The 22,047-nt window shown below is 50.5% G+C and carries 23 protein-coding genes and 2 pseudogenes; 17 read left to right on the forward strand and 8 right to left on the reverse strand.

Annotated features, from left to right (window positions below; translation table 11 throughout):
• Nucleotide 1: 1 nt before the first annotated feature.
• The 3 genes from ABDK09_03495 to ABDK09_03505 form a co-directional block, all read right to left on the reverse strand.
• Nucleotides 2–2,140, reverse strand: coding sequence for an ATP-binding protein (locus ABDK09_03495; protein ID XAW88408.1), 2,139 nt, complete (start codon nt 2,138–2,140; stop codon nt 2–4).
• On the reverse strand, nt 2,070–3,227 hold the full coding sequence (locus tag ABDK09_03500) for an MHYT domain-containing protein (GenBank protein ID XAW88409.1): 1,158 nt from the start codon (nt 3,225–3,227) through the stop codon (nt 2,070–2,072). The genes ABDK09_03495 and ABDK09_03500 overlap by 71 nt, the downstream gene beginning before the upstream one ends.
• A gap of 338 nt (nt 3,228–3,565) precedes the next feature.
• Nucleotides 3,566–4,321: an AraC family transcriptional regulator gene (locus tag ABDK09_03505; GenBank protein ID XAW88410.1), complete on the reverse strand. Its 756-nt coding sequence runs from the start codon at nt 4,319–4,321 to the stop codon at nt 3,566–3,568.
• 242 nt (nt 4,322–4,563) lie between these two features.
• Between ABDK09_03505 and proC the strand changes: the two genes are divergently transcribed.
• The 12 genes and pseudogenes from proC (at nt 4,564) to ABDK09_03565 (ending at nt 14,325) form a co-directional block, all read left to right on the forward strand.
• Entirely contained in the window at nt 4,564–5,391 is an 828-nt protein-coding gene (gene proC / locus ABDK09_03510) for a pyrroline-5-carboxylate reductase (GenBank protein XAW88411.1), read from the forward strand.
• Nucleotides 5,392–5,658: 267 nt separating this feature from the next.
• Complete coding sequence (gene dctP, locus ABDK09_03515) at nt 5,659–6,585, forward strand: TRAP transporter substrate-binding protein DctP (GenBank protein XAW88412.1); 927 nt, start codon at nt 5,659–5,661, stop codon at nt 6,583–6,585.
• 80 nt (nt 6,586–6,665) lie between these two features.
• Nucleotides 6,666–7,169, forward strand: coding sequence for a TRAP transporter small permease subunit (locus tag ABDK09_03520; GenBank protein XAW88413.1), 504 nt, complete (start codon nt 6,666–6,668; stop codon nt 7,167–7,169).
• Complete coding sequence (locus tag ABDK09_03525) at nt 7,166–8,494, forward strand: TRAP transporter large permease subunit (GenBank protein XAW88414.1); 1,329 nt, start codon at nt 7,166–7,168, stop codon at nt 8,492–8,494. Before ABDK09_03520 ends, ABDK09_03525 begins: the two co-directional genes overlap by 4 nt.
• A gap of 74 nt (nt 8,495–8,568) precedes the next feature.
• Entirely contained in the window at nt 8,569–8,991 is a 423-nt protein-coding gene (locus ABDK09_03530) for a hypothetical protein (protein ID XAW88415.1), read from the forward strand.
• Complete coding sequence (locus ABDK09_03535; GenBank protein ID XAW88449.1) at nt 8,924–9,532, forward strand: hypothetical protein; 609 nt, start codon at nt 8,924–8,926, stop codon at nt 9,530–9,532. Before ABDK09_03530 ends, ABDK09_03535 begins: the two co-directional genes overlap by 68 nt.
• Nucleotides 9,533–9,698: 166 nt before the next feature.
• The gene (locus tag ABDK09_03540) at nt 9,699–9,980 is read left to right on the forward strand and encodes a YhdT family protein (protein ID XAW88416.1); all 282 of its coding nucleotides are present in this window, start codon (nt 9,699–9,701) and stop codon (nt 9,978–9,980) included.
• Nucleotides 9,973–11,431 (forward strand): annotated as a pseudogene (gene panF / locus ABDK09_03545) (sodium/pantothenate symporter). The gene ABDK09_03540 and the pseudogene panF overlap by 8 nt, the downstream one beginning before the upstream one ends.
• 180 nt (nt 11,432–11,611) lie before the next feature.
• On the forward strand, nt 11,612–11,866 hold the full coding sequence (locus ABDK09_03550) for a LysR family transcriptional regulator (GenBank protein XAW88417.1): 255 nt from the start codon (nt 11,612–11,614) through the stop codon (nt 11,864–11,866).
• Entirely contained in the window at nt 11,841–12,515 is a 675-nt protein-coding gene (locus ABDK09_03555) for a substrate binding domain-containing protein (GenBank protein XAW88418.1), read from the forward strand. Before ABDK09_03550 ends, ABDK09_03555 begins: the two co-directional genes overlap by 26 nt.
• 230 nt (nt 12,516–12,745) lie before the next feature.
• Nucleotides 12,746–13,706, forward strand: a pseudogene (locus ABDK09_03560) (glutathione S-transferase family protein).
• A gap of 10 nt (nt 13,707–13,716) precedes the next feature.
• On the forward strand, nt 13,717–14,325 hold the full coding sequence (locus ABDK09_03565; protein XAW88419.1) for a dienelactone hydrolase family protein: 609 nt from the start codon (nt 13,717–13,719) through the stop codon (nt 14,323–14,325).
• A gap of 209 nt (nt 14,326–14,534) precedes the next feature.
• Here the strand turns inward: ABDK09_03565 and leuE are convergent, their stop codons facing one another.
• The gene (gene leuE / locus ABDK09_03570; protein ID XAW88420.1) at nt 14,535–15,176 is read right to left on the reverse strand and encodes a leucine efflux protein LeuE; all 642 of its coding nucleotides are present in this window, start codon (nt 15,174–15,176) and stop codon (nt 14,535–14,537) included.
• A 373-nt stretch (nt 15,177–15,549) separates the two neighbouring features.
• Here leuE and ABDK09_03575 point away from each other — a divergent pair, with 373 nt between their 5' ends.
• From ABDK09_03575 to ABDK09_03595, 5 genes are read left to right on the forward strand one after another with little or no spacing between them, the layout of a single operon-like run.
• Nucleotides 15,550–16,410: a DUF3100 domain-containing protein gene (locus ABDK09_03575; GenBank protein XAW88421.1), complete on the forward strand. Its 861-nt coding sequence runs from the start codon at nt 15,550–15,552 to the stop codon at nt 16,408–16,410.
• 5 nt (nt 16,411–16,415) lie between these two features.
• Complete coding sequence (locus ABDK09_03580) at nt 16,416–16,886, forward strand: hypothetical protein (GenBank protein XAW88422.1); 471 nt, start codon at nt 16,416–16,418, stop codon at nt 16,884–16,886.
• Nucleotides 16,887–16,933: 47 nt separating this feature from the next.
• On the forward strand, nt 16,934–17,500 hold the full coding sequence (locus tag ABDK09_03585) for an amidohydrolase (GenBank protein ID XAW88423.1): 567 nt from the start codon (nt 16,934–16,936) through the stop codon (nt 17,498–17,500).
• 7 nt (nt 17,501–17,507) lie between these two features.
• Complete coding sequence (locus ABDK09_03590; GenBank protein XAW88424.1) at nt 17,508–18,107, forward strand: amidohydrolase; 600 nt, start codon at nt 17,508–17,510, stop codon at nt 18,105–18,107.
• A 17-nt stretch (nt 18,108–18,124) separates the two neighbouring features.
• Nucleotides 18,125–19,030 (forward strand): LysR family transcriptional regulator, encoded by a 906-nt coding sequence (locus ABDK09_03595; protein XAW88425.1) that lies wholly within the window; start codon nt 18,125–18,127, stop codon nt 19,028–19,030.
• A 213-nt stretch (nt 19,031–19,243) separates the two neighbouring features.
• Here the strand turns inward: ABDK09_03595 and ABDK09_03600 are convergent, their stop codons facing one another.
• From ABDK09_03600 to ABDK09_03615, 4 genes are read right to left on the reverse strand one after another with little or no spacing between them, the layout of a single operon-like run.
• Nucleotides 19,244–20,014 carry an MFS transporter gene (locus ABDK09_03600; GenBank protein ID XAW88426.1) on the reverse strand — a complete coding sequence of 257 codons (771 nt, stop codon included), beginning with the start codon at nt 20,012–20,014 and terminating at the stop codon, nt 19,244–19,246.
• Nucleotides 19,986–20,471 (reverse strand): MFS transporter, encoded by a 486-nt coding sequence (locus tag ABDK09_03605; protein XAW88427.1) that lies wholly within the window; start codon nt 20,469–20,471, stop codon nt 19,986–19,988. Before ABDK09_03605 ends, ABDK09_03600 begins: the two co-directional genes overlap by 29 nt.
• Nucleotides 20,471–21,283 carry an ABC transporter ATP-binding protein gene (locus ABDK09_03610; GenBank protein ID XAW88428.1) on the reverse strand — a complete coding sequence of 271 codons (813 nt, stop codon included), beginning with the start codon at nt 21,281–21,283 and terminating at the stop codon, nt 20,471–20,473. Before ABDK09_03610 ends, ABDK09_03605 begins: the two co-directional genes overlap by 1 nt.
• Nucleotides 21,284–21,285: 2 nt before the next feature.
• On the reverse strand, nt 21,286–22,047 hold the full coding sequence (locus ABDK09_03615) for an iron ABC transporter permease (GenBank protein ID XAW88429.1): 762 nt from the start codon (nt 22,045–22,047) through the stop codon (nt 21,286–21,288).

The raw sequence follows: 22,047 nt of genomic DNA on the forward strand, positions 1-22,047 counted from the left end.
TCTACTGAAGTGTATCAATGGCCGACTCCAATGAGCTGACCGCTGATTTAAAATCAAACTCATCAATCGCATTCATCGCATCCACGATCTGCTTCTTGATGGTATTAGGTGAAGAGCGCTGCAGCTGCACTGCTAAATCGTCTCTGAGTTCACCCAGCTGTGTGGCCTGCAACCATTCATGCAAAATCGTGATGATGGCATGATGATCTTCGATCGCTGCCACGCCTTCACTTGGCAGATTGTCTGCCACCGGAATATCCAACTGATCAACATCCTGTTGTAATGTCAGCCAGCCCTTGGCAATCTCTTCAATCGCTTGTTTGCACTGCACCGGCTGATGCTGATCAGCCGCTTTCTCTAAATGAGAAAAGGCGTGGAACAAAGGCAGCAGCGCCAGATTGCCAGTTAATCCCTTTAGGGCATGGGCCTTTTCACCCAGGTCGCGCCATTTCCCAGCCGAGAACAGAGCAGTGAGCTCCTGCACCACATCAGCATACTTACCTACTAATGCATGCAATTCCTGACAGTATAGTGCTTCATCACCCCAAATCTTCAGCGCCTTGCTCATATTAAGCATCTGAAACTCCGACGGGCTTGACACTGAGGGCTCTTTTTTCTGCGCAGCTTGCAGCTCTTCAGCGCTCAGATTGAGCACCCGCGCAATTTCCTGCGTCAACAGCGCGAAATCCACTGGCTTGTTGGCAAAGCCATCCATGCCCGCTTCTTTGGCTTCAATGCGATCTTCCAGCAATACACTCGCAGTTAACGCAATAATCGCTACATTGTCGCTGCCCGTTTCCCGCTCATGTGCCCGAATCGTGCGACTGGCTTCCAGACCGTCCAGGTTTGGCATCTGAATATCCATCAGCACCACGTCTGGGCGCGTTTCCTGACACTGAATCACCGCTTCGCGGCCATCTTGCGCGGTGAATACCGTGTGTCCCTGACGTTCGAGCAGTATACGCAGCAAATTGATATTTTGTTCAATATCATCACAAACCAATATTCGCTTCGGCGGCAGAGCCAGAACTTTTGACTGGCGGGTATTCTCGGTTACTTTGCCGCGAGGCAGAGGTAATTCAACACTGAAACAGCTGCCCTGACCCGGCGTACTGGTGACAGAAATCGTCCCGCCCATCAGTTCAACCAGCTGCTTGGAAATGGACGTTCCAAGACCAGTACCGCCAAAACGACGGCTCATCGAAGCATCCGCCTGAGTGAAAGGATCAAAAATAGCCTGTAAACGATCCGGCGCAATCCCGATACCCGTATCAATCACATTAAATCTTATCCAGTCCGGGCGTTCACTGACGGGTTCAACCACCAGGCTGACACTCCCCTGCTCGGTGAACTTTATCCCGTTACCAACCAGATTCATCAGTACCTGACGAATACGATCTTCCGCGCCCTGAACTTCTTCTGGCAATTCAGCAGACATATCCAGTTCCAGTTCAATGCCTTTACTTTTGGCATTGAGCCACAGTGTCGAAATAACGGTATCAACACAAGGAGATAACCTGAACGGAACCGTCTCGATTTCCAGCTTATGTTTTTCCAGCTTGGCACTGTCGAGAATGTCGTTCAGCAGATGCAACAAAGAGCGCGAAGATTGGGAAATCGTCTGCAAATGGCGGCGATTTTCACCTGTCATCTCTGACTCTAACAAAATATCCGTAAAACCAATGATGGCATTCATTGGGGTGCGGATTTCATGACTCATGTTGGCCAGAAACGCCGCTTTCATCTCTGCGGCGTCTTCCGCATGTCGTTTCGCTTCAACTAACTCACACTCCATCTGCTTGCGGCTGGTAATATCAACCACCACACCATCGATCCACAACACACGCTTTTCCGCATCCCGGACTATCATGCCATTTTCTAGCACCCACACCGTATCACGGTCGATATTCGTCAGACGGTATTCAATCTCGTAGATGTCACGTCCGACCGGAGTGTTCTGCATGATATCGCAGATCTTTTGATAGTCTTCCGGTGGTAACAGATCCGGATACTTCAGTTCACCGGACAGAAAGATATCCGCGCTATATCCGCACAAATCGGTAATACCATCACTTAAAAATATCGGAGTTAATTTCGCATCCGGCAGGCGACGGAACGAAGCGCCCGGAATGTTCTGCATCAGGGAAACTGAGCCGCTCCTCACTCTCACGCAGTTTTTCCTGCATCGCTTTACGCTCGGTAATGTCTTCCATAAAACCCACGAACAAGGTTTCGTTTTCCAGTTCGACCTTACCCACTCCGAGACGAACCGGAATATGTTCACCAAACCGGTGACGGGCATAAACTTCACGTTGCACCCCAATCATGCTGGCGAGGCCAGTCTCACCATGCTGCTCGAAATAAACCTGATGGCGCTGTTGCATCTCAGGAGTCATGAACATCGCCACATTCTGGCCGAGTGCTTCTGATTCATTCCAGCCGAGGATATGACTGGCAGCTCTGTTGAGTCCGAGAATTTCACCGTCGGCTTTAATGGTGATCACGCCATCGGTCGCCGTTTCCAGAATCGCTTGTAACCGCGCCTCACCGGCTGTTTTTTCCGACAACAAATGGCGATAACGCAGCTGGGCACTGATATTCACGGCCAACGTAGAAATCAATAAGGTAAATACCGCCACCAACAGCGCCATGGTGTTGTGATGGTGTGGCATCATCAACAAATCGTCAGTGTGCGTGACTTCTATAAATCTGGCTGCATGCATGCCTGTGTAATGCATGCCGGAGATAGCGCTGCCCATAATAGCAGCACAAATCAGCTTCAGCCTGAGCTCAGTTAAATCAGGGAAGTACTGGCGCAAAACACGACGAGCCGTCAGGGCAACAAACGCCAGACCGACCGCAACCACCACAGATAATATGAACCACCACGGGTCATACCGAAGGGTCAGATCCATCTCCATCGCTTCCATACCGATGTAGTGCATCGCACCGATACCGGATCCGACAATAAAAGCGTTACGTATGGTTAAACCCAGCGAATCACGTTTTTTGATCAAAGATCTCAACACGATGTAGCTTGCCAGAACAGCCGGAAGCACCGAGATGCCGGTTAACACCCAGTCGTACTCCATCATGTAGCGCATCTCAAACGCGAGCATGCCCACAAAATGCATACTCCAGATCCCGCCGGCCATGATGAAGGCACCAGAACATAAAGCGATTTGACGGTACTTACTTGCCACGATATGCCGTGCAGTCGCCGCCATTCTTAGCGCAAAAAATGACGCCATAGAGGCAAGAAAAACGGACAACGCCACCAGCCGTAAATCATAACTGCCTGAAATTAATGTTAAGGAGTCAGAATCAGTAACGAAAAACCGCTGAAAAAAACCAATAAAGTCTAAGTTCATTTTTACCGGATAAGTAGCAAGCATACAGACCCCGCACATTACTATCGTTACCCGTAAATGTGTAGTGATTCATAGAACAAAGATAAGATGAGGATAATCAGGATCACAGATGCATTGAGATAACTTATGCACCAGAACAAAAAAACTGCCAGTGCGCACCTTATGCGCCAGAGCCACGGGGTTCATACGGTGATTCAGGATCTACCGGATTGACTTCGTCGCATCTGGCCTGGGGTGGCATCATAAAAGCGCCGGAATGCATGGGTTAACGCGCTCTGACTGGAAAAACCCACCTGCTCGGCGATCTCAATCAACGGCAGCCGGGTTTCAAGGGTCAACTGACGTGCTCGTTTCATTCTTGCCGCAAACACATATTGGCCCGGAGTTACCCCGGTTTTCTGTCGAAATAGCTCATGAAAATGACCAGCACTTACATTGCACACCGCTGCCAGTGCAGATGTGGGCAATGCTTCATCGATATGCTGTGCTATATATTCATCAACAGCAATCAGGTCCAGACGCCCGCGAGACACCGCCTCAGGCTGACAGAACAGACGCTGATCCAAGCTGGATAAAAAAGTGATGCTAATGCTTTCCGCCGCAGCCGGATACGCTTGCCACAGTTTGTTTTCATGATGCATATAAGCCAATAGATAGCGCAGACCCGGATCAATATCAAAATAGTGTGCCGAATCAAACAAACGCTCCATTTTTGGCGCCACGTACTGAGACGGAATATCAATAATAATGTGGCTATTGTCACCAATCCCCTGATAGAAATGCTCATCACCGCCAGGTACCAGACATCCGTGAAACGGGTCGACCTGACCACCACGTCCCTCAACTTCAAATTCAGCCCCGCCACGATAAGCGATGACTATCTGGTGATAGTCATGATCATGATGTAAGCAACTGTTTTGTAAAGTCTGTGTGCGTATACGAATGCCCATGATGAATTTAATAACATGTCCGACCAGGTAATAGGAATTATTCTCTTATAACAAAAGCCTCACTAATTAAACAACCAGATATGTCAAAAAGGTTTCAAATGTTAAGCAAATGCTGCATTTTGCGCAAAAAATAAGGAGTTTTAAACAAGATTCCGTACGGTGGTCTTGCTTAAATTGCTGAAGAGCGCTTGCACCATGCGCAACACCTCTCTCGCAGAGCAATTTTTGAGCAGGAAAACGTAATGACAGCACATATCAGTTTTATCGGGGCCGGTAATATGGCCAGCGCCATCATCGGAGGTTTAATCAGTCAAGGTTACTCATCTGAAAGCATCACCGCGACTTCCCCGGACCAAACCATGCTCGATGCGATTCAAGGCCGGTTTGGTATTCAGGTAAGTAGTGACAATATCGCAGCCGCTCAGCGCGCCGATATTCTGGTGCTGGCGGTTAAGCCTCAAATACTGCAGCAGGTTTGTGCCGAACTGCGACCGGCAGTTGACTCTCGTAATCCACTGATCCTTTCCATCGCTGCTGGCATTCCACTGCATTCGCTACAAACCTGGCTCGGAAATCACCTTCCGATCGTCCGAGCGATGCCAAATACTCCAGCTATGATTAGCTGCGGCGCGACAGCTTTGTATGCCAACCCACAAGTCACTCAGACCCAATCTCATGAGGTTAAAAACCTGCTGTCCAGTACCGGACTAGTGGAATGGCTGCCTGAAGAGTCGTTAATGGATGCGGCAACCGCTATCTCTGGCAGCGCTCCAGCCTACTTTTTTCTATTTTTCCAGGCCATGGAAGATGCAGGTGTAGCACAGGGACTGAACCGAGAAACGGCACGTCGACTTGCACTGCAGACCGGACTGGGGGCCGCATCTATGGCGTTAACTGCTTCACAAGATCCTGAGCAGTTAATGCGTAATGTCATGTCACCACAAGGCTCAACCGAACGGGCTATTGCCACCTTTGAGGCCAAAGGTCTGCGCACTATCGTCACCAAAGCAATGCAGGATTGCGCCGACCGTGCCAAAGAGATGCAAGCGCAGTTCGGCGCAGCCTTGTAACTCACCTAATGCTCTTAACTACTTTCACTTATCTAACTCAAGGTCCACAGATGTAACGTTGTCATTGTTGTGACCAATCCAATAACGTCAGCCTTAGTCAGGCTGAGCTGAAAACCACAAAGGAATAATAAAATATGAAAGGAAGTCTTAGTAAAATTCTCAGCATCACAGCACTTTCTGCTTGCATATCCCTAGTAAACAATGTTGCTCACGCAGACGAGTGGCGTATGGCAACGCCCTGGTCCGGCGGTCCTTGGCTAGAGCGGGATGCGCAATACTTCGCCGACAACGTCAGCGAAACTGACCCACGGTGACATTACCGTCAAAGTATTTCCCGGAGGGACGCTTGGTAGCGCACTCAAAGTAACCGATTCGGTCAAATCTGGAGTGGCTACCGTCAGCCACAATTACATCAACTACGATTACGGTAAAGATCCAACCACAGCTTTACTAGCCGGACATTCGAGCGGTCTGACCCCAGAAGAGTTCATGTTATGGATGTACAAAGGTGGCGGTATCGAACTTTATGAACAGTACCGTAAAGAAAAATTCGGTGTAGTGGCCTTTCCGTGCTCCATTCTTGGCACCGAAATTTTTCTCCACTCCAATAAGCCAGTTCGCACGTTAGAAGACTTTAAAGGATTACGTATCCGTACCTCCGGAGCTTGGGCAGAAATCGCTTCACGCTTGGGCGCTTCTACTGTCGTTATGGCTGGCAGTGACATCTATTCCGCGCTAGAGCGCGGTGTGATTGACGCCGCCGAATGGGGCAGCCCGGAAATGAATCGACCGACCGGATTTCAGGATGTCGCTAAATACGTCATTCTACCGGGTATTCACCAATCCGGAGGTGTCCTGGAGTGCGAAGTAAACCAAAAAGCCTGGGGGAAATTGCCATCGGATGAGCAAACATTGATCCGCAAGGCCGCTAAACTATCCCTGTTTGACTCTTGGCTCGCTGCCTCTTATGCCGACCTGGATGCTTACAAAGAGCTGGTTGAGGGTGACAATGAAATCGTGCGCCTGGATCCCGCTTTTATCACTAAAATCCTTGATGAAACCCGTCAATGGGAGGACGAACACGCCGCTGATAACCCTTGGTTCAAACGCGTGTTGACCTCACAACGAGAATTCAAGCAAAAAATCAAACTATGGCCTGAATATCGTCTGCAAATAGGTGCTGACGAGGGCTAATATTGTCCGAATGCGGCCGCTGCCAAGCGGCTGCCCTTTCTGTTTTTCGCAACCCTGTTTTTTTCGTTTAGGTTAATACTATGAAATTGATTACCTGTATTGAAGCGCTGACCCGCTTCTCGGGGGTCATTGCTGCGCTACTGGTTCTGCCCTTAATAGGCGCTTTGGTCACTGAAGTTTTCAGTCGCTATGTCTTTGACACTCCAACTCTTTGGGCATTTGAAATCAGTTATATGGTGATGGGGGCCATTTTCATGCTCGGCCTGGCCAACGCGCTTCGTCTTGGTCAGCACGTCAGTGTCGATGTCATCACACTCAAACTGCCGGCACGGACCAACGCGGCTATCCGTTCCCTGTGTTATTTACTGTTTCTGCCCGTGGTGTGCTGGATCAGCAGTGAGCTTTACCATTATTTCCTTGATGCCTACCAGAGTGGTGAACGTTCTGGCCGCTCAGCCTGGAATCCAGTGATGTGGCCGGTATACAGCGTATGGTTTTTGGGTATGTCAATGTTGAGTCTGCAGATCCTGGCCGAGTTAATAAAATCCCTTCAGGTCACTCTGAATTATGAGGGCAAAATATGAGTGATTATCTATCGCTGTTGATGTTCCCATTGTTAATGCTATTTATTTTCTCCGGCTTCCAGATTGCGTTCGCGATGATATTGGTCGCTTCAATTTTCGGTGTAATCCAGTTTGGCGATGTCACTGCCTATCAGTTGTTGAGTAAAATTGAAGAAACCGCGTCAAATTCCGTGCTGGCTGCTGTGCCACTGTTTATTTTTATGGGTGCCATGCTGGAAAAGTCCGGGATAGCTGAACGGTTGTTTAAAGCGATCCATATGTGGACTCACTCTATGCCCGGTGGGCTCGGCGTCGGGGCTATCCTACTCGGAACCGTTTTTGCTGCCGCCAGTGGTGTGGTTGGAGCAACAGAAGCAGTCATCGGCATGCTGGCTATTCCTATCATGATGAAACATGCCTACGACAAGCGGTTACTGTCGGGCGTTATCTGTGCCAGTGGCTCTCTGGGGACCGCTATTCCGCCCTCCATTACCGTTATCGTTCTCGGCCCGGTCGCTGGCGTTTCTGTTGGTCAGTTGTTCAGTGGTTTGCTTATTCCCGGCTTGATGATGGCGGGCCTTTTCGTACTGTACGTTATCGCTTTATCCTGGTTTAAACCGGACGTTGCCCCACGCCAAAATGACGCCAGCACTGCTTACACTTTACAACAGAAACTGTACGTGACGTTTACTGCGCTTCTGCCGGCGGCCATTCTGATTTTCGCTGTACTGGGCACCATACTCATGGGGCTGGCGACTCCGACCGAAGCTGCGGCTTGCGGCGCTCTAGGCTCAATTATACTAGCGGCCTGCTATCGTAACCTGACAACACGGGTGATGTGGAACTCCCTGATGGGTACGGTCAATATCTCAGCAATGATCCTGCTGATCGTGCTGGGCGGTAACATGTTCGCCGGGGTGTTTTTTGCCGCCGGAGGCATGGCAACGGTGCAATCGGTACTGATAGGAACAGGATTCGATGCCTGGGCGATTCTGGCCCTGATATTAATCATTGCGTTTCTGGCCGGCTTTGTCCTCGACATGATGTCTGTTGTGCTGATTGTCGTGCCGGTCGCTATGCCTGTGGTCAGGTTACTTGGTTTTGATGAAGTTTGGTTTTGTGTGGCCTTCCTCGTCGTACTGCAAACCAGTTACCTCACCCCACCACTAGCACCCTCAATTTTCTATCTGCGAGCTATCACACCACCGGACATAACCCTGCGTCATATGTATGCCGGCGTGATTCCATTCATCATTATTCAGGTCATGGTCTTAACCGCTGTGCTTATCTTTCCCGCTACCGCGCTGTGGTTACCCGATATCATGAGCGGACCATCATGGAAATAAAGCAACAAAATGCCATTAACTAAAGGTAACCCGACTGGCAGCCCTGCTGCCGGTCTTTTTTCTCACGAGGCTTTATGAAATTTATCTGTGCGGACACTGTCGCTGCCAACCTTCCATGGCGAGCATTAATCGACAAATTGGAGTTCACCTTTCGAAACGGAGTCAATGCACCACCCCGTCATCATCACACCATCAAACGGGGCAACGCAGATGCGACTATGCTGTTGATGCCAGCATGGGAAGACGAGGGATATATCGGAATCAAAATGCTTAACGTTTTTCCCGCTAACAGCAATGCAGGTTTACCCGCCATTTCCGGCCTATACCTGTTATCCGAAGGCCAGCATGGGCAAACGTTAGCCTGTATCGCCGGTAATGAACTGACCAGACGTCGAAACCGCGGCCGCTTCAGCCCTCGCGGCCCGTTATCTGGCCAAATCAGATGCCCGCACGTTACTGATTGTCGGCACTGGCCAAGTTGCCCCGATGTTGATTGAAGCACACGCTGCGGTGCGCCCAATCCAACAGGTATTGATTTGGGGGCGCTCGGAACACAAAGCTCACGCTCTGGTCGAACAGTATCGTGGTTATCAGGGCACATTTGGACCCGTTACTGACATTCGTGCAGTCAGCGATCTCAGTTCGGCGTGCACACAGGCTGACATCATCAGTTGCGCCACCCTATCAACCCAAGCGCTGATTCTTGGGCAATGGCTGCAGCCCGGCACGCATCTCGACTTGGTAGGGGCGTTTCGCAAAGATATGCGTGAATGTGACGGTCTGGCAGTCCAGCGCAGTCAGGTTTTTGTCGATACCCTAGCAGGAGCTGAAGGTGAAGCGGGCGATTTGCATCAGGCAATGACCGAAGGGTTTTTCCGTATGAATCAAATTCAGGGTGATTTGGCCACACTTAGCCAAGCATCGGTTCCGGGACGTCGTAATAACAGCGACATTACCTTGTTCAAATCTGTCGGTACCTCACTAGAAGATCTGGCCGCCGCGATAGTGGTGTGGGAAAACTACAACTCAACGAAATAAATCTTGTTGTTCTTTTCAGCGTATGTACCTGGGCTTTCCCCGCAAACTCAAACACGCGAATAAGCCCCCCTAAGTCTGCACCAAAGACGCGCAAAGTTTTGTGCTCAGGCGGACATTTGTATACCATAGCCAGCTTTCACATGGCTGTCTGAGTGAGAAACAAAATATGGACAACAATGATAATCACGATCGCCAGGCGCACAAAGAAGCACTTTTAGCCATTGCGCTCGCTGTCGGCTACTTTGTCTGGTGGTACATTTCTGCCTATGGCTTTTCCGCCCCGCCAGAGGAGACTGCACTGCCCGAGCTCTACTGGGGTATGCCGCTTTGGTTCCTGTTATCGTGTGTGATAGGCCCGATCGTCTTCACCTGTTTGTGTGCTGTCATGGTAAAAGCGTTTTACCGTGATATTCCTCTTGATGTAAAACCAGACCAATCGAATGAATAGTCAACTTATCATCCCACTGATCATTTATCTGATCGGTGTTTTTGCAGTCGCTTTCTTTACACGCCGCCATTACCGTAAAGGCAGCTTCCTCAGCGAATACTTTGTCGGCAGCCGCAGCATGGGCGGCTTCGTGCTGGCGATGACACTCGCCGCGACCTATGCCAGTGCCAGCAGCTTTATTGGCGGCCCCGGCGCTGCGTATAAAATGGGGCTCGGCTGGGTACTGCTGGCCATGATTCAGTTGCCGGCGACCTGGTTAACGCTGGGCGTACTGGGCAAAAAATTCGCCATTGAAGCCCGTAAACATAACGCCCTGACGCTTAATGATATTTTGTATGCCCGCTTTAAAAGTCGTTTCTGTGGTGATTCTTGCTTCCCTGTCACTGCTGCTGGCTTTCTTCGGCACTATGGTGGTGCAGTTTGTTGGCGGTGCCCGTCTGTTGCAAACCGTGACCGGGCTACCTTATGAGCAAGGCCTGATGCTGTTTGCCTGTACCGTAGGTCTGTATACTACCATCGGCGGATTTCGTGCCGTCGTCCTGACCGACACCATTCAGGGCATCATGATGTTAATTGGTACTGTGCTGCTGCTAGTTGGAGTGGTTCATGCTGGTGGCAGTATTGGTGAGCTGGTTTCTGATCTGCATAGTATTGATCCGGCACTAATTACCCCGTATGGGCCGGACCATTTCCTCGGCCAGCCTTTTATTCTCAGTTTCTGGGTACTGGTCTGTTTCGGCGTTATCGGCCTGCCCCACGCGGCGGTACGTTGTATGTCTTATAAAGATAGCCCGTCACTGCACAAAGCCATGGTGATCAGCACCATTATGATGGCACTGCTGATGTTTGGAACTCATATGGCCGGTGCTCTGGGGCGTGCCATTGTCCCTGATATCGCCAGCCCGGATCAGATCATGCCGACCCTGATGATTACCGTGCTGCCACCTGTGGTCGCAGGCATCTTTCTAGCGGGTCCGATGGCGGCCATCATGTCCACCATCGATTCCCAGCTGATTCAGGCTTCCGCGACTCTGCTCAAGGATCTCTACATCAACTACATCAATCCGAAAGTGGTGGAAGAAGAGCAAGCGGAGCGCAAACTGAACCGCTTATCCCTGTGGGTAACCTCAATCTTTGCGCTGTTGGTATTCTGCGCCGCAACCAATCCGCCGGATATGATTGTATGGTTGAACCTGATTGCTCTTGGCGGCCTGCAGGCCGTATTCCTGTGGCCGCTGATTCTCGGCTTGTACTGGAAACGAGCCTGCGCTGCGGGAGCGCTGAGTTCCATGGTGGTTGGTCTGGCTGTCTATATCGGCCTGATGTGGTTCAAACCCGACCTGGGCGGTGTTCATCCGATTGTTCCGACTCTTGCTCTCGGATTTATCACTTTTATCACCGTGAGTGTATTTAAACCATGTCGCGATAAATCGCCGGCACTGCAATCTTGAATAGGCATAAGCCAGCTATACCTTTACCGCCTCGCTAACGACGGCGGTTCAATCATCACATTAACAAGAGCGGCCTGGCGTCGCTCTTTGTTGTGACGTCACCATGAACAAGGCATTGCCTTTGCGGCGCTCTCTCCTTAAGCTTGCTATCAGGTTTAATAAAATCATCAGGATAGCAGGATGGACAGGCTGCAGTGCGATCGTATGTTTGTGGCAGTGATGGAGCTGGGCAGCTTTGCCCGCGCCGCGCAAAGGCTCAATATCAGTAGCGGACAGGCATCGAAACTTATTTCCCGTCTTGAGCAGGATTTAGGGGTCCAGCTGTTTAAACGCTCGACCCGCTCTCTCGCGGCCACTGAAGTGGGTCAGGCTTATTATGAACGCATCAAACGCATTGTTGACGATCTCGATGAAACTGGACGACTCGATTCGTAACGCTTCACGTCAGCCTTCGGGCCGGCTGCGTATCGCTGCTCCCGTGACATTTGGCCAAAGCCAGTTAGCCCCTTGCCTGATTGATTTTTCTACCCAGTATCCCGAGATTGATCTCGATGTGCGCTTCTCCGATCGCAGCGTCAACATTGTTGAGGAAGGTTTCGATCTCGCTTTGCGCATTGGTCAACTGACAGACTCCAGCCTGATCGCACGCAAATTGTGTGATGTCCGGGTGTTAACCCTGGCTTCTGCGCAATATCTCAGTCAATACGGCACACCGCAGCACTGGCGGGAGCTCGCCAGCCATAACTGTATTATCGACACCAACTTCCGCGACCCGTTTCGCTGGCCCTATATTAACGCCCAGCAAATCGTCGAGGAAATGCCGGTAAACGGCCGGCTCAAATTTTCCAACGCGGATGTGTGTCTGGAAGCTGCTTGTGCAGGACTGGGCATCGCCCGCCTGCCGACCTTCGTGGCCGCCGATGCGATCCGGCGTAATAAATTAGTGCCGATTCTAAGTGACTATGAAGTACCGCCGATCGGGCTTTTCGCGCTCTATCCGCCCGCCAAGCATCTCGCGCAGTCGTCGCGTACTTTCATTGATTTTCTCGTCGCCCGCTTTAGCGCCGGTCCAACCTGGGAGTAACGATTTTATCCTTTGGGCACAGGAAGGTTTAACCGAAGATGTCATAACCGCATTTCCTTCCAAATTGGAAGGAAATATCTTCAATCAGGCTATCTAATCATTGTTTTGGAAGTAAGGTACAGTCTCTCTATCGAATGCATCGCCCCAGCGATGAATGTCTATCAAACGCAGCTCCAACCTTGCAGATAAAGGTCCGGGGAAGAGAGAGCAGATTTATACCGAGGTGAGATATGTTAGTAAATGGTCAATGGACAGCAGAGTGGCATCCCGTACAAGCAACCGATGAAAAAGGCGGATTTGTTCGTCAAATCTCAAGTTTTCGTGATTGGGTCGTTCCGGCAGAGAGCCTGGCGCCTGGTGAAACCGCACAATTCATCGCCGAAACCGGGCCGTTACCATTTATATGTCGCCCTGATTTGTCCCTGGGCTTCCCGTACTCTGATTGCCCGTAAATTAAAGGGACTGGAAGAGGTCATCAGCGTCTCGGTCGTTGAGCCTAAACTGCTTGACCAGGGCTGGCATTTCGGTGATTACCCCGGTTCGGATAAAGACGAGCTCAATGGCGCTGAGTGGATGCACCAACTCTATACTAAAGCCGATCCTAACTTTACCGGTCGCGCTACCGTGCCAATTTTGTGGGATAAACACCTTAACACTATCGTCAGTAATGAGTCCGCCGACATTGTGCGTATGCTTAACAGTGGCTTTGGTCAGTTGGCTAGTAACGACTTTGATCTGTATCCGCAACCGCTGCGCGGCGAGATTGATCAACTCAACGCCGACATCTACCCGAAACTGAATAACGGCGTATACCGCACTGGTTTTGCGACGACGCAGCAGGCATATGAAGAAGCGTTTCAGGATGTGTTTAGCATGCTTTCCACTCTGGAGCAGCGCATGAGTGATGGTCGTCCTTATTTGCTGGGCGACACCCTGACCGAAGCAGACATCCGCTTGTTTGTCACTCTGATTCGCTTCGATCCGGCTTACAACGGTATTTTCAAATGTAACCTGCACCAACTGCGAGAGTATCGCTTTCTGGATAGCTATATGAAACGTATCCTCGATCTGCCAGGTGTACGTGATACTGTTAACCTTGATCACATCAAGCAAGGTTACTACTCTATTAAAGCATTGAATCCAAATGGGATTGTGCCGGTAGGTCCGGACATGTCGGCCTACGGTTTATAAGGAATCAACCATGACTAAGAAAATTGTGATATTTCTGCACGGCGTTGGCAGCTCAGGCGCAGATCTGGAGCGTTTAGGTGATTACTGGGCAAGCTCTATGCCCGACGTGACATTTTTGTCTCCGAACGGCCCGTTTCCCTTCGATCAGGGCAATGGTTATCAGTGGTTTAGCATCAACGGTGTTAACGAAGTAAACCGGGCTATCCGGGTTCATGATGCCCGTGCGGCACTGGATAAAACGCTGAACGATCTGCTGCTGGAACATGGCGCAACATGGGAAAAAGACCAGATTGTGCTGGTTGGTTTTTCTCAGGGTACGATTATGTCTCTGGATGTTGTAGCCAGTAACCGCTTACCCGTGCACGCCGTGGTCGGATTTTCCGGCCGCCTGGCCTCTCCGCAACCGCATGAGGTGAATACCCGGGCACCATTGCTGCTCATTCATGGTAAAGCGGATCCGGTCATCCCGTTCAGTGAAACAGAAAAAGCAGCTCAGCAGCTCAAAGCACAAGGTGTCAAAGTGACGACCATCTTTGAAGAGGGTATTCCGCATACCATCTCTCAGCAAGGCGCCAAGCAGGCTGCGCAATTTATTCGTCAGTGCTTTGATATCGCCTGACTAAGCGCGCTTTCGGGCGCACTCACCGCACTACTTTATTAAGTCTTTTTTATGTGACGTAGCACCTGAACCCGCCGCATCACAATGCCGGACAGCATTACTGTCCGTTCTGTCCGGCACTTTTTCTTTTCTGAAGCCAATACTTTTCTCAGAACCGACTTCTCTTCCCGCCTGTATTACGGACCGAAATAAAAGTCCGGAAAGAACAGCTAGCTCAGGCTTGCCAGACGCGCGGCAAATCCCATAAAGAACATACCGAGGATACCATTGCCTACTTGTGACAAGCGCTTATGATTACGGAACATCTGGGTTAACGAAGTACCAAGGAAAATCAGCGCACTCAGATAAACGATGCTGAAAACTTCCAGAATAGTGGCCAGAATCAGGTAAGAGATCCAGGTGTGATCATAGGTGTAATCAATAAACTGAATGAAAAACGACACATAAAACAGAATCGCTTTCGGATTGGTCAGGCTCAGTGACAGCGACTTCACAAAGATATTTTCACTCTTCTTCGGACGCTCTACCCCATCCTCATCCACTGCATCTTTACGCAGCAACTGATGGATGATTTTCAGCCCCAGATACAGCAGATAAGCGGCACCCAGATAACGAATCACAGTAAATAGCACCGGTGATGCCTGAATCAGGGACGCCACCCCAAGATAAGAGAGCAGAATAAGGATTGCATCACCAATCAATACGCCGCTGGCTGCTTTGTAGCCGGCTTTAACACCAAACGACGAGCTTGATTTCAACACATACAGGGAGTTAGGGCCGGGCGCGAGAATGATCATGGTTAAACCGGCCAGATACGTCCAAATATTGATCACCCCAAACATCTCTAACATGCTGTCCCTCGCCTACGGATAATTGATAAGAATTGCGGGTTTTTCACCCAAAAATTTTTGCATGTATAACGCAAATTAGTCTGCTCGTCGAGTATTAACAGCAGGATCCGGACGCAACTGGCACAAATGTCCGTCAAGCCAGTGACAGCAATTAATGGCTGACCAGTTTAGCGCCCATAAGCAGAGAATTATTCTGTCTCTGGCAAAAAGCCCAACCGAGCTTTTTGCATCTCTGTTTAGCAACAGAATCATATCTTGTGTTGACTTTTTTAGAACAATTCGTTGGTTTTATATCATTAGTTCCATCAATATCTTTGTGGTTAAATCAAAAATGATCCCCAGCAAGAAGCTCACAATCACAAGGAAGCAAACTATGGATAGTTTGAAAGGCCAGCTTGGTAACTGGCGTCTGCACCTCACGGTCGTTATTATTGCCGTCATCTCAGAACTGATAGGAATTATTAAGGTGCCACTCGGCAGCAGCAGTGTTGTGTTATTACCGCTGTTCTATGCCTTTATATTCGGTTTATTAGTCAATCCGAACGTGGTCAAAAAAGCCAAAGTCATTCTGACGTCCAAACATGCTGAAAAAGCCACCCCCATTATTATTATTTCTGTACTGCCTTTCCTGGCTAAATTCGGCACCCTTATTGGCCCGTCTTTGAATAAAATTCTCGAGATCGGTCCGGCGATGATACTGCAGGAACTCGGTAACCTGGGCACGATTTTAATTGCGATGCCACTGGCCATCCTGGTTCTGAAAATGGGCCGTGAAGCCGTCGGGGCCTGTTTTTCTATCGCTCGCGAACCGAATATCGCGCTGATTTCTGATAAGTACGGTTTAAAAAGTCCGGAAGGCATCGGAGTTATGGGCGTCTACGTCATGGGTACCATGTTCGGTACACTCTATTTCGGAATTCTCGCCTCGCTCCTGGCTTCAACCGGATGGTTTGACCCTCGTGCACTGGCGATGGCCTGTGGTGTTGGCAGTGGCAGTATGACCGCCGCTTGTTCTGCCGCACTGGGCGCATCACTGCCGGCAATGAAAGAAGAGATCCTGGCTCTGGCCGGCGCAAGTAACCTGCTGACCAACGCCACTGGCCTGTTTGTCGGTCTGTTTATTGCCCTGCCCCTGACGGAAAAACTGTATCGCCTGCTGACTGGTAACAAAGCCGCCGCTCCATCAGCGCCACAAGCATCAACGCCACAAGAAATCAGCAACACAAGGAAGTGATCTCAATGTCTGATACTACTGCAAAAAAGAACGTTAACGCGTCGATTAACTTATTAGATTATGCATCAGTGTTGGTGATTGTGTGTATTATCGCACTGATCAGTAACTGGACGGGCACCGGTATTACGCCATTGTCAGCACTGCCAGGTATGGTGATTATCTTTGGTATGGTTATCGTTGGATTGGCATTAGCGAAATATATGCCTTTCTATTTACCGTCGGTGGCCTGGCTGTCACTGGTGAGTGTGGTATTAACTATTCCGGCTTCACCGGTATCGGAATTTATTCTGACTCAGGTAAAAGAAATTAACTTCCTCAGCCTGGTCAGCCCGGTATTAGCGTATGCGGGTATCGCCATCAGTAAACAAGAAGTATCAACTTTTAAAACTGCCGGTGGTAAAGTGGTCATTATTGCGCTGCTTGTGTTTACCGGCACGTACCTGGGCTCAGCGATCATCGCTAACCTGTCACTTTAAACTTTCAAAGCACAGGCTCAATGTGCACCATTATAAAAGTGAAGATTATGCCAAATTATATTAGTCAGCATTCAGAACAACATCAGCAACTGGTGAAGTGGAGACGCGATCTCCACGCTCACCCGGAAACCGCCTATGAGGAGTTCCGTACGGCGGATAAAGTCGCCGAGATCCTTTCCTCGCTTGGCCTGGAAGTCGACCGAGGCCTGGGCGGCACCGGTGTGGTCGCCACCCTGCGCGGTAATCAGGGCGATGGCCCGACCATAGGTATTCGTGCCGACATGGATGCACTCGACCTCGATGAACTCAACACCTTCGATCACTGCTCCAAGCATCAGGGCAAAATGCACGCCTGTGGCCACGACGGTCACACCACCATGCTGCTTGGCGCTGCGGTCGCGCTGGCCCAGGATCCTGTATTTAAAGGCACGGTGAACTTTATTTTCCAGCCGGCAGAAGAGAACGAGGCCGGCGCCAAAGCGATGATCGCTGACGGCCTGTTTGAACGTTTTCCTATGTCGCAGGTGTATGGTCTGCACAACTGGCCGGCTCTGCCTGCAGGTGAAGCTGCTGTGCATTACGGCGCAGTAATGGCCGCGTTTCGATACCTTTGATATTACGGTGACTGGTATCGGTGGTCATGGTGCCATGCCGCACCAGACGGTTGACCCTGTGTATGCATCAAGCCTGATCGTCAGTGCCCTGCAAGGCATCATCAGCCGTAACCTGGATCCGCAAAAATCCGGCGTGATCAGTGTGACCCAGATTCACGGCGGCCACGCTTATAACGTCATTCCGGAACAGGTGACCCTGAAAGGCACTACCCGTTCATTCTGTCCTGAGGTTCGAGACCTGATTGAAACGCGGATGCACGAAGTGGTCAGAACGATTGCCCAGGCACAAGGATGCCGTGCAGACATCACCTACACGCGCCGCTATCCGGCCACCATCAACACGGTGGATGAGGCGAAGCATTGTCAGGCAGTGCTGGAAGCCATGCCGGAAGTGCAGCAGGTACATATCAACCCACCAGCCAGCATGGGCGGTGAAGATTTTGCCTTTATGCTGGAAAAATTGCCGGGTGCGTATATCTGGCTGGGTAACGGCAGTGCTGACCATTCACATAATCTGCACAGTCCGAATTATGACTTCAATGATGAAGTTCTGCCTATTGGGGCCAATTTCTGGGTTAGACTGGTACAACACCTACTGGCAAATTAAACGGCATTACAACAGTCATGGACGAACGAGCTCTCAAATATTTTGAAGTGGTCGCAAAAACGAAAAGCATACGTGCAGCCTCTGAAGTGCTGCACGTCTCGCCTTCAGCGATCAGCAGAAAAGTGGCACAACTGGAAGCCCAACTCAACGTACGTCTAATGGACCGGATCGGGCGCGGCGTCGACATAACCGAATCCGGAATCCGGTTAGCTCGTTATATTCAGGATATCAACCAGAAGAAAAACGACCTGATTTCTGATTTGTCGGAAATCGAAAATCTGCAAAGCGGCACGCTGCGCATTTCTGTCGGCGGTGGCTTTATTCCTGACCTCATCGATCACGCCATTGCGCAGTTTTCCAGGCGCCATCCGGGCGTCAAACTGGTATTGCAAGTCGGTGGCGGAGACGATGTGATCGACTGTATCAAGCATGAAGAAACCGATATTGGGGTGCTGCTCAACTCACCGCCAGATGCCAAACTCGATGTTCTCTACTCCTGCCCTTTTCAGGCTTTGAGCCTGCTGGTGCCTAAAGAGAGCCGCTGGGCACAGCTTGATATCATTACTCCCGCCGAACTGGCTGAAGTACCGCTGGCGCTGCTCAATGAATCATTCAGCATCCGACGTGCGGTTGACCTGTATGAAGTGCGTCAGGAAATCCGCCTCAACGAGCTGATGGTGTGCAATTCGTTTGACGCACTCAAGAACTATGTGTCGGCCGGTCTGGGCGGAACCTTACTGCCTAAAGTCTGCGTCAGCAAAGAGCTAAAAAATCAGTCCTTTGTCGCGGTTGATATCGAAGGCATGCATACACTCGATACCACGGTCGATTTGGTGATCCGCAAAGGTCGTCCGCTCAGTGCATCCATTCAGGCGATGCAGGAGTGCATAGTGACCGGCATGAAAGCATTTAACGCCACATAACGGTGCTATCAATACGCAACACCACGACGGTTCTATCACGACAGTACTATCACTACGTTTCTATCGTTACGGTACTATCATTACAGTGCTATGTTGCCTGCTGACCTTATGTGAAGGTCGCTAACGGTAGCTGGCTCAGCGCTACAACAAACGCTCCGAAAACAGCAAAGCCGGCACTGATGCCGGCTTTGTCATAAACAGCGAAAACTGACCTTACGCCGGCTCCGTTTCCGGCTCCTGCTGCGCACTGACCTGCAAATACAACCACAACCCTGACAAACAGCCCAGCGTGGCAAACAACAGCCACAACCAGCCGGACGGGAATGACGGCAGATCCAGCAACCACCCGGCGCCCCAGTTACCGACAAACGCAAAGAAACCGCCGATACAGGAGTAAAGGCCATAATAACTGGCCAGCCGGGTCGAAGAGGCAAAGCGCGGAATATAAGCGCCAATCAAAGGCAGAACCATCATCGAGCCGCTGCTGAGCAGCACAGCACAAATAATAAAAGGCAGCGCCGGCCAAGCGGGAAAATGCAGATTCAGCGCCAAAAATGCACTGCCCATCAGCGCCATACCAAAGCCCATACCTTTAGCAGTCCCCAGTTTTTTATCCACCCAGTGACTGACCGGCAGTTGCATCAGTACCCCCATCAAAGACGACACCATAAACACCCAGGTAATCACCGAGGGATCGCCGGTCTGGGTCCGCACCTGATGCGGGATAGACAGGTAGAGTTGATGAAACAGGATCTGGTACACACATGCCGCCATAACAAAACGCATGAAAGGCCGGTTCTGCAGCATCTGCCACCAGTCTGCCAGCACGCCCTGACGCTGTTGTTCAACACTATGATGCGTATCTTTTGGCAGGTAATACCATTGCAGTAGCAACAGAATAAAGAACACCGCCGCCGCAGAAAGTCCGACCCACATGAAGCTGACCGCAAACAGACTAAGACCAATTAAAGGCCCGAGTAACATACCTACCTCGCTGGCGAGGTTTCTGCAGCGCAAACACCCGGTTGCGCTCTTTCTGTTGCGGATACTCCGAGGACAGATAAGCCTGGCTGCTTGGCGTAAACAGAGCTCCGGCAAATCCGGTACAAAATGCGCCGACAACAATCGCAGCGAAGCTGTCGCTGACACCAAGTAAGAAGAAGCCGACAATCCGCACCGCGCAGCCAATCAGAATCATCGGCTTGTAACCAAAGCGGTCGCCCAGAGTCCCGCCAATCAGGAACAATCCCTGCTGACTCAGCACCCGCAGGCCGATGATCAAACCGATATACCAGCCACTAAAACCCAGGTTTTGCAGATGCTCAGCCAGATACGGCAGCAACATATAAAAGCCGAGATTAAAGCTGAAGCTGTTAAAGACCAGCACTCGTCCTGCTGCAGAGAGCAGGCGCCAGTCATTCATCACGTGGTTAAGCTTCATTACGCTACCTTTTTCGACCGCAGAGTCCGTACAAACGGAATGCCGTTTTCATCACTGATCACCGTGGCCTCAACGTTATAAATATCCTGCACCAGTTCAGACGTCAGAATGGACTTAGGATGCCCGCAGGCCACCAGCTCACCCTGTTTCAGAACCAGTAAATTATCGGCATACTGAGCGGCAAGATTAAGATCATGCAACACCATTAAAGTGATGTACTGCTGCTCACGAGTCTGATTCACCAAGTGCTCGAGCAGGACATGCTGATGATGTAAATCCAGCGCACTGACCGGTTCATCCAGCATCAGAATCTGTGGTTGCCGCATCAATGCCTGTGCAAACAGAATCATCTGACACTGCCCACCACTTAAGGTGCGTACATCGCGGTTGGCCAGATGCGATAATCCCATGCTTTGTAAAATTTCTAATGCACCTTGCAGCATATGATCATCAACTCTTAAACTCAATGCATCAAGACGGCCAAGCAGCACGACTTCAATCACGGTCAGGTTGACATCCAGATGAATGTCTTGCGGCATATAGCCAAAACGTTCCCGCCAATGGGATAAACGTTTGAGATTAAGAGCTTCCTGCTGATGCACAATCGTGCCGCTATCGAGTTTAATGTCGCCAAACAGGGTTTTCAGTAACGTACTTTTGCCGGTTCCGTTCGGTCCGAGAATGGCGGTAACCTGACCGGGCTTGAGTTCAAAACTGATGTCACGAGCCAGAGTCAAGGCACCGATCTGAATATTCAGTTTGTCAGCGCTTAACCCCTGCACTGCATCACCGCAGGTTTGTGTATTCGTCATCGTTAACCTCGTTTTGCCACAATCAGCCAGAAGAAGAACGGCACACCGATAATCGCAGTCACGATACCGATTGGAAACAGAGCCCCCGGCACAATCGCTTTTGACAGCACCGATGCGGTCGATAATAAGAAAGCACCGATAATAAACGACAGCGGCAGGAAGAAACGTTGATCCTCACCAACCAGAATTTTGGCAATATTAGGCGCAACGATACCGATAAAACCGATAATGCCGACAAAACTGGTCACGGTTGCTGTCATCACTGCGACAATAAACAGAATCTTGAGGCGCAATTGAGTCACGTTCACACCGACACTTTTCGCCCGCTCTTCTCCCAGACGCAGTGCAGTCAGCTTCCATGAATCCTGCATCAACAGCAAAAAACCGCCCAGCACAACCACCGCCGTGATCAGCAGATTGCTCCAGGTCGCTTTCGATAAGCTACCAAACAGCCAAAACAGGATCTGCTGGCTCAGCTCCGGAGAAGAAACAAACTGCACCAGAGAAAGCAGCGACTGGAACAAAAACAGCAAGGCAATACCGGCCAGTATCAGTTGCCCTGAGCTGATGTGACGCATCGACGCCAAGGCAAACAAAAAGCACGCCGACAACATGCAGCACAGAAACGCACCAATCGGCACCGCGTAGTGACTGTCCATACCAAGCGAGCCGATATACAGCATGATGGCTGCACCAAAACCTGCCGCCGCCGCCATGCCCAGAGTATAAGGACTGGCCATCGGGTTATTGAGCAAGGTCTGCAT

It is taken from the genome of Vibrio sp. CDRSL-10 TSBA (assembly GCA_039696685.1).
Lineage (GTDB): Bacteria > Pseudomonadota > Gammaproteobacteria > Enterobacterales > Vibrionaceae > Vibrio.

Coding starts and splice junctions, on each gene's coding strand:
- ABDK09_03495 (XAW88408.1), bottom strand. CDS start 2,140: ATGCAGAACATTCCGGGCGCTTCGTTCCGTCGCCTGCCGGATGCGAAA.
- ABDK09_03500 (XAW88409.1), bottom strand. CDS start 3,227: ATGGCGGCGACTGCACGGCATATCGTGGCAAGTAAGTACCGTCAAATC.
- ABDK09_03505 (XAW88410.1), bottom strand. CDS start 4,321: ATGGGCATTCGTATACGCACACAGACTTTACAAAACAGTTGCTTACAT.
- proC (XAW88411.1), top strand. CDS start 4,564: ATGACAGCACATATCAGTTTTATCGGGGCCGGTAATATGGCCAGCGCC.
- dctP (XAW88412.1), top strand. CDS start 5,659: ATGCGCAATACTTCGCCGACAACGTCAGCGAAACTGACCCACGGTGAC.
- ABDK09_03520 (XAW88413.1), top strand. CDS start 6,666: ATGAAATTGATTACCTGTATTGAAGCGCTGACCCGCTTCTCGGGGGTC.
- ABDK09_03525 (XAW88414.1), top strand. CDS start 7,166: ATGAGTGATTATCTATCGCTGTTGATGTTCCCATTGTTAATGCTATTT.
- ABDK09_03530 (XAW88415.1), top strand. CDS start 8,569: ATGAAATTTATCTGTGCGGACACTGTCGCTGCCAACCTTCCATGGCGA.
- ABDK09_03540 (XAW88416.1), top strand. CDS start 9,699: ATGGACAACAATGATAATCACGATCGCCAGGCGCACAAAGAAGCACTT.
- ABDK09_03550 (XAW88417.1), top strand. CDS start 11,612: ATGGACAGGCTGCAGTGCGATCGTATGTTTGTGGCAGTGATGGAGCTG.
- ABDK09_03555 (XAW88418.1), top strand. CDS start 11,841: ATGAAACTGGACGACTCGATTCGTAACGCTTCACGTCAGCCTTCGGGC.
- ABDK09_03565 (XAW88419.1), top strand. CDS start 13,717: ATGACTAAGAAAATTGTGATATTTCTGCACGGCGTTGGCAGCTCAGGC.
- leuE (XAW88420.1), bottom strand. CDS start 15,176: ATGTTAGAGATGTTTGGGGTGATCAATATTTGGACGTATCTGGCCGGT.
- ABDK09_03575 (XAW88421.1), top strand. CDS start 15,550: ATGGATAGTTTGAAAGGCCAGCTTGGTAACTGGCGTCTGCACCTCACG.
- ABDK09_03580 (XAW88422.1), top strand. CDS start 16,416: ATGTCTGATACTACTGCAAAAAAGAACGTTAACGCGTCGATTAACTTA.
- ABDK09_03585 (XAW88423.1), top strand. CDS start 16,934: ATGCCAAATTATATTAGTCAGCATTCAGAACAACATCAGCAACTGGTG.
- ABDK09_03595 (XAW88425.1), top strand. CDS start 18,125: ATGGACGAACGAGCTCTCAAATATTTTGAAGTGGTCGCAAAAACGAAA.
- ABDK09_03600 (XAW88426.1), bottom strand. CDS start 20,014: ATGTTACTCGGGCCTTTAATTGGTCTTAGTCTGTTTGCGGTCAGCTTC.
- ABDK09_03605 (XAW88427.1), bottom strand. CDS start 20,471: ATGAAGCTTAACCACGTGATGAATGACTGGCGCCTGCTCTCTGCAGCA.
- ABDK09_03610 (XAW88428.1), bottom strand. CDS start 21,283: ATGACGAATACACAAACCTGCGGTGATGCAGTGCAGGGGTTAAGCGCT.
- ABDK09_03615 (XAW88429.1), bottom strand. CDS start 22,047: ATGCAGACCTTGCTCAATAACCCGATGGCCAGTCCTTATACTCTGGGC.